Origin of the sequence: Klebsiella sp. NPDC088457, from assembly GCF_044900465.1 — a bacterium.
Lineage (GTDB): Bacteria > Pseudomonadota > Gammaproteobacteria > Enterobacterales > Enterobacteriaceae > Klebsiella.
Genome location: NZ_JBJDNH010000019.1, coordinates 59,603 through 73,045, shown reverse-complemented (window position 1 = coordinate 73,045; position 13,443 = coordinate 59,603). Strand labels below are relative to the sequence as shown.

General features: G+C 57.2%; 12 protein-coding genes. 10 read left to right on the top strand and 2 right to left on the bottom strand.

The window, feature by feature from the left end; translation table 11 throughout:
- Window positions 1–24: 24 nt before the first annotated feature.
- Window positions 25–2,154 carry an intracellular growth attenuator family protein gene (locus ACI2JR_RS14035; protein WP_462478798.1) on the bottom strand — a complete coding sequence of 710 codons (2,130 nt, stop codon included), beginning with the start codon at window positions 2,152–2,154 and terminating at the stop codon, window positions 25–27.
- A 330-nt stretch (window positions 2,155–2,484) separates the two neighbouring features.
- On the opposite strand from ACI2JR_RS14035, the gene nudE reads away from it, so the two are divergent.
- Complete coding sequence (gene nudE / locus ACI2JR_RS14030; RefSeq protein WP_462478811.1) at window positions 2,485–3,060, top strand: ADP compounds hydrolase NudE; 576 nt, start codon at window positions 2,485–2,487, stop codon at window positions 3,058–3,060.
- A 59-nt stretch (window positions 3,061–3,119) separates the two neighbouring features.
- Here nudE and mrcA read toward each other — a convergent pair whose 3' ends face one another.
- On the bottom strand, window positions 3,120–5,678 hold the full coding sequence (gene mrcA, locus ACI2JR_RS14025; protein WP_462478797.1) for a peptidoglycan glycosyltransferase/peptidoglycan DD-transpeptidase MrcA: 2,559 nt from the start codon (window positions 5,676–5,678) through the stop codon (window positions 3,120–3,122).
- A 118-nt stretch (window positions 5,679–5,796) separates the two neighbouring features.
- Between mrcA and ACI2JR_RS14020 the strand changes: the two genes are divergently transcribed.
- From ACI2JR_RS14020 to dam, 9 genes are all read left to right on the top strand, one after another.
- Entirely contained in the window at window positions 5,797–6,588 is a 792-nt protein-coding gene (locus tag ACI2JR_RS14020; protein ID WP_132731620.1) for a type IV pilus biogenesis protein PilM, read from the top strand.
- The gene (locus tag ACI2JR_RS14015; protein WP_462478796.1) at window positions 6,585–7,124 is read left to right on the top strand and encodes a PilN domain-containing protein; all 540 of its coding nucleotides are present in this window, start codon (window positions 6,585–6,587) and stop codon (window positions 7,122–7,124) included. The genes ACI2JR_RS14020 and ACI2JR_RS14015 overlap by 4 nt, the downstream gene beginning before the upstream one ends.
- A complete protein-coding gene (locus ACI2JR_RS14010; protein ID WP_132731622.1) occupies window positions 7,108–7,557 on the top strand; it encodes a HofO family protein in 450 nt (149 codons plus the stop codon). Before ACI2JR_RS14015 ends, ACI2JR_RS14010 begins: the two co-directional genes overlap by 17 nt.
- The gene (locus ACI2JR_RS14005; protein ID WP_462478795.1) at window positions 7,547–7,930 is read left to right on the top strand and encodes a HofP DNA utilization family protein; all 384 of its coding nucleotides are present in this window, start codon (window positions 7,547–7,549) and stop codon (window positions 7,928–7,930) included. The genes ACI2JR_RS14010 and ACI2JR_RS14005 overlap by 11 nt, the downstream gene beginning before the upstream one ends.
- On the top strand, window positions 7,869–9,107 hold the full coding sequence (hofQ, locus tag ACI2JR_RS14000; RefSeq protein WP_462478794.1) for a DNA uptake porin HofQ: 1,239 nt from the start codon (window positions 7,869–7,871) through the stop codon (window positions 9,105–9,107). Before ACI2JR_RS14005 ends, hofQ begins: the two co-directional genes overlap by 62 nt.
- Window positions 9,108–9,500: 393 nt before the next feature.
- Window positions 9,501–10,022: a shikimate kinase AroK gene (aroK, locus tag ACI2JR_RS13995; protein WP_004868452.1), complete on the top strand. Its 522-nt coding sequence runs from the start codon at window positions 9,501–9,503 to the stop codon at window positions 10,020–10,022.
- A gap of 56 nt (window positions 10,023–10,078) precedes the next feature.
- Window positions 10,079–11,173 carry a 3-dehydroquinate synthase gene (aroB, locus tag ACI2JR_RS13990; protein ID WP_462478793.1) on the top strand — a complete coding sequence of 365 codons (1,095 nt, stop codon included), beginning with the start codon at window positions 10,079–10,081 and terminating at the stop codon, window positions 11,171–11,173.
- Between the two features lie 84 nt (window positions 11,174–11,257).
- Window positions 11,258–12,538: a cell division protein DamX gene (gene damX / locus ACI2JR_RS13985; protein ID WP_462478792.1), complete on the top strand. Its 1,281-nt coding sequence runs from the start codon at window positions 11,258–11,260 to the stop codon at window positions 12,536–12,538.
- Window positions 12,539–12,614: 76 nt separating this feature from the next.
- Complete coding sequence (dam, locus tag ACI2JR_RS13980; RefSeq protein ID WP_132731627.1) at window positions 12,615–13,439, top strand: adenine-specific DNA-methyltransferase; 825 nt, start codon at window positions 12,615–12,617, stop codon at window positions 13,437–13,439.
- Window positions 13,440–13,443: the final 4 nt, after the last annotated feature.

The following is a 13,443-nucleotide window of genomic DNA, read 5'->3' as shown; positions in this document are numbered from 1 at the left end:
TATCACACCCCATCGCGCAGGGAATTACTCTTGATTATCCAGCGAGGGGATGAGAACCGGGTTCAGACAGTTTTCATAATACTTCTCAATATCTTCCATCCGCTGACGATGGCGCTGGTAGCGGCGAATCGCGAGGATACCGTGATAGGACATGCAGCCCAGCATGGTCAGCAGCAGCAGCGTCGTACCCAGATAGCGCCACAGGCCAGAACGATCGGGAATGCGGTGCAGATTAATGTGCTGCGTGCCGTTGGCGTCGGTATAGAGATTGGTGACGATCCCTTCGGCGTGGAACGGGGTGTGCATCAGCATGCCGGCCAGCCGCTGTAGTTCGCCCCACTGCTCATGAGCCGGATAATCATACAGGCTGATGGTCGGCCACGGCTGACTCACCAGGTCGCTGCCTTCATCGCTGGCAATCAGGAAACCACCGGGAGCAGGGCTGTTCAGCGCCTGCGCCGCGCGCGACGTTTCGCGAATCACGAACGGGGCCGTCGACGTGGTCACCAGGTTTTCCAACGACTCCGCACTCACCGGGCGCAGTAGAACGTTGACGCCATCCAGTTTGCCTGAGCTGGCGCGTTTGGTCAGGGAGTCCCAGTTGCGGGTATTGCCGAGATTCACCAGCGCGTTTTTCAGGCGGGTACAATCGTCCGCCGCCGCGCACAGATTATTGGTTTTAATGACGATATCGCCAAAATCATCCAGCAGCACCATCCCTGACTTCTGAATCGCCGAGCGCAGCGCCGGGCTGACATGTGAATCATCGTCCGGGTCAGGATGCAGCTGACGCTGAACAGATTGCATAAGCGCGGTGGCTTTACTGACGACGTCGGACTCCGGCAGCGGCAGGGGAGGCGCATCATTCCAGATGATTTGCGAGCAATCAAACGGCATAAACGGCGAATTCTCTTTCGCAGTCCAGGTGTCCGGAGAGTGGATATTACACATCCCGGTCCCCTTCAGGTGCAGCGTATCGCCGATCCGAACCTGCGACTTTTCGAGCTGGGCAACGGTCGTGGCTTCAATCGTTTGCGCCCCCTTCAACCATGAGAGGGTGAATTTAAACGGCATATTCAGCGGCACGCTGGCCCACAGCATCACGACCACCAGCAGCGCGCCCGTGGCGATGATGGCGCTCCGTAGCCAGTACTGCAGGGGGAAGTGTTTAACCTCATCATGCAACGACAAGAAACGCCCCTGACGGACGACGTGGCGATTGAGATAGATATCGACATCCGTCTGCTGGCCGAGGTCCTGAGCGATCCACGGCTGCCAGTGACGTGGGTAGATAAGGTCGATGATACCTAAGGAGATGTTATTGATGTGCTCCTGGTCGTTTTCACCAAACAGGCCCCAGCGTTTGGGCATGCCGCGCAGACAGTGGATCTCGCGGAGCGCGGTTTTACTTGGTGGCGCATAGATGCCCCACAGCCCTGCCGCCAGCAGCACCAGCCCTCCGCCCAGCAGCCACGGAGTAAACACATAGGGGCTTATCAGGCTGAAGTAGAACAGCAGGAACGCGGTAACGATAAAGACCGCTTCCCGTAGACCGTCCGGTCGGCTGAGGGCGTGTTCTTCATGGGTCTCCTGGCGAATACTCAGCAGCTCGATCTGTTCGCTCTCTTCCCCACGGATTGAGGCCTGGGTTGCCGACGCTCGCTCAAGCGCGTAGCTCCGCGCCTCCTGCGGGTAGTCGCTGAGCATGTGGCCGTTGAGCGCAATCACTAACGGCAGGCTATCGGTCGGGATCAGTTCGACGCTGTTTTCATCATTGATATGCTGTTCCCAGAACGGTGGCAGATGGACTTCCACCGAGTCGAGGAAGTAGCGCCATTTGTTCGGGTCGTCAGTGGTAATGCCGTAACGGGTGATGGCGCGGGTGACCGTAAAGACGGTCTCGCTCTGCGCCGTCAGCGTCAGTTCGGCAGGCGCAACGCTGGCCCCCGATGCCGGCACCTGCTGAGCGCGGTTGAGACCTTCGAGGTACTTCTCTACCGCGCGACGTTCCTCTACGGAAAGCTTGCGCGTCGTGGCGTCGCTAAAGGCATGCAATAAGGGGAGGCGGCGACGTCTGGCATGCGATCGATACCACCACCCGATAAGCAATGCGCAGATTAGCAGAGCTGTGAAAGAAATCAGAAAGGTGCCCATGCCCATCCCATCATAGTTATTCTTTTCTTATCTTACAGGTGTCGTTGGTTGCTATTAACACTTAGCGTGAACCTGCGGTTTGCTATCGGCAGATGTCGTGTAAATACGGGAAAATTTGTTGTGCGATACAGCAGCATACAAGCTTATCAAAAACGTTAAAATGCAGGAATCGGTAAATTCTCAAATACATTTCAACCTATTGACTTTTTTATCTTTATGATTCTTCCACTTTATTGGCTAAAGTTACAACTATGTAAATTAGTAGCGAATTGAATTGCCGAAACCGTGCTGCGTATCGCACAATGACTTCTGGAATCACAGCATAGATCGATAACAATGAGCAAATCATTACAAAAACCCACCATTCTCAATGTTGAAACGGTAGCGCGTTCGCGTCTTTTTAACGTTGAAAGCGTGGACCTGGAGTTCAGCAACGGCGTGCGTCGCGTTTATGAACGCATGCGGCCTTCTACGCGTGAAGCCGTGATGATTGTGCCGATTGTCGACGACCATATCATTCTGATTCGGGAATATGCCGTTGGCACGGAATCCTATGAGTTAGGTTTCTCTAAAGGGCTGATTGACCCGGGTGAAACCGTGCTGGAAGCCGCGAACCGCGAGCTGAAAGAAGAAGTCGGCTTCGGCGCGCATAAGCTAACGTTCCTGAAAAAACTGAGCATGGCGCCATCGTACTTATCCAGTAAGATGAATATTCTGGTGGCGGAAGATCTGTATCCGGAATCGCTGCCGGGTGATGAGCCGGAACCTTTACCGCAGGTGCGCTGGCCGCTGTCGCAGCTGATGACGCTGCTGGATGAAGAAGATTTTAATGAGGCCCGGAATGTCAGCGCGCTGTTCCTGCTGCGCGAGTGGCTCATGGCGCAGGGGCGGCTGTCGCCCCGGTAAGGTAATTGCCGCGGCCGGAATGACGGAAAAAGAAAAAGCGCCCGCAGGCGCTTTTTTTGTCAGAACAGTTCGTGGGTTTCGCCACCGCCATCGGTGATGGTCGTCCCCACTTCATGTACCGCCTGGTGAGTTGGCTGAGTGCCATCAATGAAGTATTCGGCGCGGCTGTTACCGCCGTTTGCCAGCTGGCCGGTACTGCGGTCAATATTGACCGTCACCACGCCAGGCGGCGGCGTTAATGGCTCTTCCGGCACACCTTCCAGAACGCGTTTCATAAAATCATCCCAGGCCGGCTGGGCGCTTTTTGCCCCCCCTTCGTAACCGGAGATCTGATCCTTAATGGCGCCGGATGCGGTGGTCCGTCCCAGATCGCGACGATGATCGTCAAAACCAATCCACACCGAAGTGACGACCCCCGGGCCATAGCCGGAGAACCACGCATCTTTCGAGCTGTTGGTGGTGCCGGTTTTACCGCCAATATCGTGGCGTTGCAGATCGCGGCCGGCACGCCAGCCGGTACCCATCCAGCCGGGCTCGCCGAAGATGTTGCTGTTCAGCGCGCTCTTAATCAGGAAGGCCAGAGGCGTGTTAATCACATGCGGCGCGTATTCCGGGGTGCCGGTTTGGGCGACCAGCGCCTGGTTGGCCTGTTCAAGCTGCGGCTGTGGCGGCACGGCCGCATTTTGTGGCGTCTCAGAGGTGGCGACGTCTTCGACATCTTTATCCTCCAGCACGTTGGATTTCGGCGTATCGCCGTAAATCACCGGCGAGTTGCACTGCGGACAGGCAACTTTCGGTTTTTCTTCGAACAGCACTCCGCCCTGATCGTTCTCAATCTTGCTGATAAAGAACGGCGTAATCAGGAAGCCGCCGTTGGCCATCACCGAGTAGCCTCGGGCAACCTGCAGCGGCGTAAAGGAAGCGGAGCCCAGCGCGAGGGATTCGGTATGGACGATATTTTGTGCCGGGAAGCCGAAGCGCTGCAGGTATTCCGCGGCGTAATCCACGCCCATCGCGCGCATGGCGCGAACCATCACCACGTTTTTCGATTGCCCCAGCCCCTGACGCAGACGAATAGGGCCAGCATACTGCGGTGGTGAGTTTTTCGGCCGCCAGTCAGAACCGGCACCGGCATCCCAGCGCGAAATCGGAACGTCGTTCAACATACTCGCCAGGGTTAAACCTTTATCCATCGCCGCCGTGTAGAGGAAGGGCTTAATGTTGGAACCTACCTGGCGCAGGGCCTGCGTCGCACGGTTGAATTTACTCTGATTAAAATCGAACCCCCCGACCAGCGCGATAATAGCGCCGTTTTGCGGGTTGATGGAAACCAGCGCCGAATTCACATCCGGTAGCTGCGATAGCCACCAGCTGCTGCCCACCTGGCGAACCCAAATCTGCTGTCCGGCCTGCAGGACATCGGTCACTTTACGCGGCGTGGCGCCCTGTTGAGTATCGGAGATAAAGCGTCGCGCCCAGCGGACGCCCTCCATATTCAGCGCCACCGACGTTCCGTTACTTAACAATGCGACCGCTTCCTGCGCATTCGCCGAGGTCACGACGGCCGGTGAGAGCGGGCCGTAGCTGGGCTGGTTTTTCAGCGAGGCGATGATTCTGGCGTTATCCCATGGCGTCTCGCCCACCTTCCACAACGCGTTCGCCGGGCCGCGATAGCCGTGGCGCATATCGTAATCCAGCACGTTATTGCGTACCGCCTGCTGTGCAGACTGCTGGTTTTTGCGGGTGATGGTGGTGTAAACGCGGTAGCCATCTTCATACGCCTGTTCCCCGTAGCGGCTGACCATCTCCTGACGGACCATTTCGCTGAGATAAGGTGCGGAGAAGGCGATTTCCGGCGCATGGTAACGCGCATCGATCGCTTCGCTACGCGCGCGATCGTACTCGGTTTGCGTGATATAGCCTTCGCTCAACATCCGCGCCAGCACGACGTTGCGACGAGCGGTCGCCCGGTCCAGCGAGTACAGCGGGTTAAACGTCGAGGGGGCTTTGGGCAGACCGGCAATCACCGCCATTTCGCTCAGGCTAAGCTGGTCGACAGATTTACCAAAATAGACCTGCGCCGCTGCGCCGACGCCATAGGCGCGGTAGCCGAGATAGATTTTATTCAGGTACAGCTCAAGGATTTCGTCTTTATTCAGCAACTGCTCGATCCGGATCGCCAGGAAAGCTTCTTTGATCTTACGCATCAGCGTCTTCTCCGGACTCAGGAAGAAGTTACGCGCTAACTGTTGCGTGATCGTACTGGCGCCCTGTGAAGCATGGCCAGAGAACATGGCGATGCTGGCTGCACGGAAGATACCGACCGGATCGACGCCATGATGTTCATAGAAACGGCTATCTTCGGTGGCAATAAACGCTTTTACCAGTTCAGGCGGCATTTGCTGCAAGGTGACGGGAATACGGCGTTTCTCGCCATATTGCGCGATAAGCTCGCCGTCCGCGCTATAGACCTGCATCGGGATCTGCAGGCGCACATCCTTCAAGGTCGCGACGTCGGGGAGCTGCGGCTCAATATATTTATAAAGGCCAAAAATCGAGCCTGCACCCAGCAGAACGCAACAGACTGCAAGGATCAATAGATACTTTACGAACTTCACCGGAGATTTCCCATCTAGTTTAATTTGGGCAGTTTATAAACAAACGCGCGGTAGTATAAAGGCAAGCCTGGTGCATTGATAGAGTCGAGCCGTAATGGCGGACAAGGAGATCGTAAGCATGGCTTTCAGTAACTGGCGAATAGGAATGCATATTCAGCAGGATGCGGTGTTTCTGGTGGCGCTGCGCTACGCGCGTTCCCGTTGGGCGTTGTGCCGCTGGTGGCATATCCCCCTCGCGCCCGGGATCGTACGTCAGGGGATGGTGGTCGATGTCGCGGCGCTGGCTAAAGCGTTGCAGAGCTGGCGGCGAGAGCTGCCGCTGCAGCATCGGGTGAGCATTGCGTTTCCGGCCGGACGCACGTTACAAAAAAGGCTGCCGCGTCCTCAGCTCGCGCTGAGCGAGAGCGAACAGGCGACGTGGATAGCCAGCGTGATGTCGCAGCAGCTGGAAATGCCCGCTTCCGCACTGTGCGTCGATTATACCGCCGCCCCGGCAGACAAAGAGTGGCGGGTCACCGCGGCGCAGCGTCCGGATATTGACCGGCTGCGTCAGCTCGCAGAGCGCTTAACGCTGAAGGTCGTGGCCATTGTTCCTGATGCCAGCGCGCTTGCCGCGTTTTTACCCTGGCTACCCTCCGACTCGCCAGGTCTGGCCTGGCGCAATGGCCCGCATTGGCTGTGGGCAACCCTGGAGGGATGGGGCAGCGCGGCATGTGCTGAAGCCCCCTCCGCGTCTCAACTTTCATCATTGATAAACGTCGGGCCCCTTTGGCTTTGTAGCGATCGTTCGGCCGCTGAACCCTGTTTTGATCCCTGGAGCGTGATTCACCGTCTGCAGCCACCGCTTCCCCGCAGCGGCGAGCGCTTTGCCATTGCGCTTGGCCTGGCGTTAGGGCGTCATTCATCATGACCAGAGCAATCAATTTTCTCCCATGGCGTGCAACGCGCCGACGCCAGCAGCGCCGTATCGGGCTGCTGTATGCCGTCGGGTTCCTGCTGGCGCTGTCGACCATCGCGCTGGCAAACCGGGCGACGCGTCATGCTGATGAGGTGCTCGCTGCGGCGAGATCTGCGGGCGAAAGCCAGCTTTATTCCGCGCTCCGGCAGCGTGAAAGCGTGATGCGGGAACAACAGCAGCAGCTCGAACAGCGACGTCTGCGACAGCAGAAGAGAGCGCTGACCGCTGCCTGGCAGCCAAGATTACGGATTATCGCGACGCGCCTTCCGGACCACGCCTGGTTAACCCGGCTGGAGTACCAGCACAATGCCCTGACGTTACAGGGACTGGCGTTGAATCTGCAGGCCTTAGCGAGCCTGGAGAAGGGGCTGAGTCAGGTCATGGGTTTTCGGCCCGCCACAGCCGGTGAAACGCGTCGCGATGCGCAGGGGCGCTGGCAGTTTAGTTTTTCCCTGGCCGGAGATGGCGCCGATGAAGGCATACATTGAACGCTGGCTGGCGGCCGCTGCCTCGGTACGCGGTGGGCGAGTCGCGCTGCCGCTCATTCTGGTATTGCTGATCGCTGGCGATTTCTGGCTGTCAGCGCCGTCTCCGCCGCTTGCCGGCGATGGGCATCCTGGCCTGCGCCAGCAGTGGCTCAGGCTGATACCGCTGCAGGCTGCTTTACAAAGCGATATCGCTGATGAGCCGAAGACGCCAATATTTTCCCCCATTACGCTGCCGGTTGCTGGCGCGACGCTAATGGCCTGGCGTCCCGCGGGAAGAAGCGGAGAGATGTTACTGGCAGTGCGCTGGCAGGCGGTACCGGCGCTGTTTTCCTGGCTGGCTGACTGCGGGATGCGCGCAACGGCGTTTTCGCTGCGCCCTGAAAAGGGCACCCTGCAGCTGACGCTACAGCTGGAGGCCGAAGATGCGGAGTAAGGGCTGGTATTTGCTATGGCTGCTGCCGCTTTCCCTGCTGGCTGACGATCGCGATCCTTTCCTGCCGCCGGAGGATCGCTGTCAGACGGCGCAGCTGGCGCAATGGCATTACGGCGGGGCGGTGGGAGATCCGCAGCGCTGGGTCGGTCTTCTACGAGACCCCGGCGGGAAATGGCGCCGGGTGAGGGGCGGTGAGTCTTTGCCGGCCGGCTGGCGGATCCGTCAGCTGACGACGGAGAAAATCGAAATAACGACAGGGCCGGAATGCGAGCCGCTGCATTGGGCGTGGCTGCGTGAGGAGGGCGATAAAAATGGTGCGATGGATAAGCCTGCTGTTTCTGCTGCCTGGGCTGGTCACGGCGGCAAAAAATGATCAACCGGTATCGTTGGTGGTCGATGAAGTACCGGTCGCCCAGGTGTTGCAAAGCCTGGCGGAGATTCAGCAAATGAATCTGGTGGTGGCGCCGGATGTCAGCGGCACGGTCTCGCTACAGCTGAAAAATGTTCCCTGGCAGCAGGCGCTACGGTCGGTGATTGATAGCGCCGGGTTGATGTTTAGCCAGCAGGGCACGGTGCTGCATGTGCATACGCTGGCCTGGCAAAATACGCGGCAGGCGCAACAAGAGGCGGCGCGCGCGAAGCAATTGCAGAATCTGCCTTTGCAGCGGCTGAGCGTGATGCTGCAGTATGCCGATGCGAGCGAGCTGGCAAAGGCCGGGGATAAGTTGCTCAGCCCGCGGGGAAGCCTGACGGTGGATAAACGCACCAATCGCCTGTTCATTCTCGACGATGCCGCTCATCTGTCGGCGCTGACAGCGTGGGCCCAGGAGATGGATCTGCCGGTCGGGCAGGTCGAGCTGGCGGCACATATCGTCTCCATGAGTGAAACCAGCCTGCGTGAACTGGGGGTGAAATGGAGCATGGCCGAGGCCAGCAGCGCGCCGGCTTCCGGTAAGCTGACGACCTTAAGCAGCCAGCAGGCGGTGACCGATGCCAGCACTCGCGTGGGGTTTAATATCGGCCGCCTGAGCGGGCGATTGCTGGAGCTTGAGCTTTCGGCGCTGGAGCAAAAGCAGCAGGTGGAAATCATCGCCAGCCCGCGACTGCTGGCTTCCCATATGCAGCCCGCCAGCATCAAGCAGGGTAGCGAAATTCCCTACCAGGTCTCCAGCGGCGAAAGCGGCGCCACGGCGGTTGAGTTTAAAGAGGCGGTACTGGGAATGGAGGTAACGCCAACGGTGCTGCAGCAGAATCGCGTGCGCCTGAAGCTGAGGATTAGCGAAAATACGCCCGGCCAGGTCCTGAAACAGGAAAATGGCGAGGTGCTAGCCATCGATAAACAGGAAATTGAGACGCAGGTGGAAGTAAAAAGCGGTGAAACGCTGGCTCTGGGCGGCATATTTTCGCAAAAAAAGAAATCTGCCCGCGACAGTATTCCGCTGCTTGGCGATATCCCGCTCCTCGGCCAGCTGTTTCGTCGGGACGGTAAAGATAATGAACGGCGTGAACTGGTTGTCTTCATTACCCCACGAATTCTGGCAGTGAATTAAGCCCTTTTTCTTGCTAAACACGTTTCAGGTGTTTGACGTGGGGACGGATTTAGCATACAAGGGGTACCGATTTGAGAGTCGGGTTCGGCATCAATCCTCCCTTTTTGTCCGGTGATTTATCCACAAGATCATTCAGGATGCGTCGAGGCGGTAAGCTGGTCTCCCCCCGGAAACATAGATAACTATGCATCCGGAGGCGGATAAGTGCAGCCGACGGCGAGGTAGTTTGCATAATGACGAGTATATTCAGTTGCCAAACCTGCCTGAGTATTGAGATAATTTTTAGTCTGACTCTCGCTCTATTGCATATGAGGTTTCAGTTCATGTCCTGCTGCGCTGGGTGTTCGCGAAGCGGGTTTACCATTAACGAATAGTCTTAGTAGTACCGAAAAAATGGCAGAGAAACGCAATATCTTTCTGGTTGGGCCTATGGGTGCCGGCAAAAGCACTATTGGGCGCCAGTTAGCCCAACAGCTCAATATGGAATTTTACGATTCTGATCAAGAGATTGAGAAACGCACTGGCGCAGATGTGGGCTGGGTTTTCGATGTCGAAGGTGAAGACGGCTTCCGCGACCGTGAAGAAAAGATCATCAATGAGTTGACGGAAAAACAGGGAATTGTGCTGGCGACTGGCGGCGGCTCTGTAAAATCCCGTGAAACGCGTAACCGTCTCTCCGCCCGCGGCGTGGTGGTCTACCTGGAAACAACGATCGAAAAGCAGCTTGCCCGTACGCAGCGTGATAAAAAGCGTCCTCTATTACAAGTTGAAGCGCCGCCTCGCGAAGTCCTTGAAGCGTTGGCTGACGAACGCAACCCATTGTATGAAGAGATTGCTGACGTCACTATCCGTACCGACGATCAGAGCGCGAAAGTGGTGGCAAACCAGATTATTCATATGCTGGAAAGCAATTGATTCTGGCTTAATAAAGAGCGTCAGAGTAATAAAGCAACTGAGGTGGACGTCGCGTTATGGAGAGGCTTACTGTAACCCTCGGGGAACGTAGTTACCCGATTACCATCGCGGCTGGTTTGTTTAACGATCCAGCTTCCTTCCAGCCACTGAAATCAGGCGACCAGGTTATGCTGGTCACCAATGAGACGCTGGCGCCGCTTTATCTGGATAACGTCCGTTCCGTGCTGGAGCAGGCGGGAGTCAACGTAGACAGTGTCATTCTACCCGACGGCGAGCAGTATAAAAGCCTGACGGTGATGGATACCGTTTTTACCGCTCTGCTGCAAAAACCGCACGGCCGTGACACCACCCTGGTGGCGCTCGGCGGCGGCGTCGTCGGTGATTTAACCGGCTTTGCTGCAGCCAGCTATCAGCGTGGCGTACGGTTTATCCAGGTTCCAACTACCCTGTTGTCGCAGGTAGATTCCTCGGTTGGCGGCAAAACGGCCGTCAATCATTCCCTCGGTAAAAACATGATTGGTGCCTTCTGGCAGCCCGTGTCCGTGGTCGTCGATCTTAACTGTCTCAGGACGTTGCCGCCACGTGAACTCTCTTCCGGGCTGGCCGAAGTCATTAAATACGGCATTATCCTCGACGGTGAATTCTTCAACTGGCTGGAAAGCAACATCGATGCGCTGATGGCGCTGGATGAGAAGGCGATGGCGTACTGTATTCGTCGTTGTTGTGAGCTGAAAGCCGAAGTTGTTGCCGCCGACGAGCGTGAAACCGGGTTACGTGCTTTACTCAATCTTGGGCATACTTTTGGTCATGCGATTGAAGCTGAAATGGGCTACGGTAACTGGTTACATGGTGAAGCCGTCGCTGCCGGGATGGTGATGGCCGCACACACCTCCGAACGATTAGGGCAGTTCAGCGCTCAGGATACGCAGCGTATCATCACGCTGCTGCAGCGTGCGGGCTTGCCGGTACGTGGGCCGCAGGAAATGACGGCACAAGCGTATCTGCCCCACATGATGCGTGATAAAAAGGTACTGGCGGGCGAAATGCGACTGGTGCTACCGCTCGCAATAGGGAAAAGCGAAGTCCGCGGCGGAGTGTCGCATGATGTAGTTCTTGGCGCGATCGCTGATACTCAGCTAGCGCAACAATAAGAAGGTCTAGCCGCGTTCGCGCGGCGTTATCATTTCAGGTGACATGCAATAGTCGTGAGCATAAGCCTTTTAGTGGGGTGTTAAATGGATGAATTCAAACCAGAAGACGATCTGAAAGCCGATCGCAACGATCGTCGAACTGGTCGTTCCCGTCAGTCTTCCGAGCGTGATAGCGATCCGCAGATCAATTTTGATGATGTCGATCTTGAGGCGGACGACAGCCGTCCGACGCGCGCCAGCAAGGCACGCCGTGAGCGCGATGAAGAAGAGTATGAAGAGGACGTAGAGTCTGCAGAGGACGACGAGTCCGAAGAGCCTCAGGTCGAGCGCCGTCCGCGTAAGCGTAAGAAAGCGCCCGCGAAGCCAGCCTCGCGCCAGTATATTATGATGGGGGTGGGGATTCTCGTGCTGCTGTTGCTGATCGTGGGCATCGGTTCCGCACTGAAGTCGCCATCCTCCTCCAGTGAACAAACCGCATCAGGCGAGAAGAGCATTAACCTCTCAGGCGATGGGTCTGATGGTAATGGTCAACCTGCCGCTCAGGACCAGACCGCGGCTAACAATCCGCAGCAGGACGTTTCGCTGCCGCCGATTGCCTCTAACCCGACTCAGGGTCAGACCGTGGCTGAGCCGGAAGGACAGCAGCGCGTTGAGGTGCAGGGCGATCTGAATAATGCGCTGACGCAACAGCAGGGCCAGATTGACAGCGCGGTGGCGAACTCCACGTTGCCGACCGAGCCTGCGACCGTTGCCCCTGTCCGCAACGGTACCGCTCCGCGTCAGGCCACCGCTGAGCGCCAGACTGCCGCCGCTCCGCGTCCGGTAGAGCGTAAGCACACGGTCATTGAGCCGAAGCCGGTGGCGAAAGCGCCTGTTGAAGCGAAGCCGGTACAGCCGAAACGTGTCGAAAGCACCGCCGCCGCCCCTGCGAAAGCGCCTGTCGCTCAGCCGAGCAAGCCTGTGGCAACCGCACAGACTAAACCTGCTGCTGCGACTGCACCTGCTGCTTCGGCGACGCCTGTGGCTACGGCGAGCGCAGCGACTGCGGCGCCAGCGGCTGTCGCTGGCGGTAAAACCACCGGCGATGTGAGCTCGATGAAGTCTGCGCCGTCTGGCAACTATACCCTGCAGCTCAGCAGCTCCTCCAACTATAACAATCTGAATAGCTGGGCGAAGAAAGAGAAGCTGGATAAGTATGTTGTCTACGAGACCACCCGTAACGGTCAGCCATGGTATGTACTGGTCAGCGGCATTTACGCTTCGAAAGATGAAGCGAAACGTGCTGTCGCCACTCTGCCAGCTGACGTGCAGGCGAAAAACCCGTGGGCAAAACCGCTGCATCAGGTCCAGGCTGACCTGAAATAAGCGCGGTGTAGTCTTAAGCGCAGGGTGCTGTCGGAGCTTTCTCCACAGCCGGAGAATGTGTAATTAGTTAGGCAGCATGAAAAAGAATCGCGCTTTTCTGAAATGGGCAGGGGGGAAATACCCCCTGCTTGACGATATAAAAAAACACTTGCCGCAGGGCGATTGTCTGATTGAGCCCTTTGTGGGCGCAGGGTCGGTATTTCTCAATACCGACTTTTCTCGTTATATTCTGGCGGACATTAACAGCGATCTGATCGGTCTTTACAACATCGTCAAATCGCGGACGGATGAGTATGTTAGCGCGGCGCGTGAAATGTTTACGCCCGAGAACAACGCGGCAGAGCAATACTACCAGTTCCGTGCTGAATTCAACCAAAGCCAGGATCCGCTGCGTCGTGCGGTGCTATTCCTGTACCTGAATCGTCATGGCTACAATGGCCTGTGTCGCTACAATCTGCGCGGTGAGTTTAACGTACCGTTCGGCCGTTATAAGAAGCCCTACTTCCCCGAAGCCGAGCTGTATCATTTTGCCCAGAAGGCGCAGAATGCGTACTTCTACTGCGAGTCGTATGCCGACAGCATGGCGCGAGCAGATGGTTCGTCGGTGGTCTATTGCGACCCGCCGTATGCGCCGCTGTCGTCCACTGCCAATTTTACGGCTTATCATACGAACAGCTTTAACTCCGAGCAGCAGGCCCATCTGGCGCAGCTGGCGGAAGGCCTGCTCGAACAGCGGGTTCCGGTTCTGATTTCCAACCACGATACGGCGCTCACGCGCGAATGGTATCGTCAGGCGAAACTGCACGTCGTCAAAGTGCGACGCAGTATCAGCAGCAACGGTGGTACCCGAAAGAAGGTGGACGAGCTTCTGGCTCTTTACCGTCCGCCCAAGACTAAATAATTCA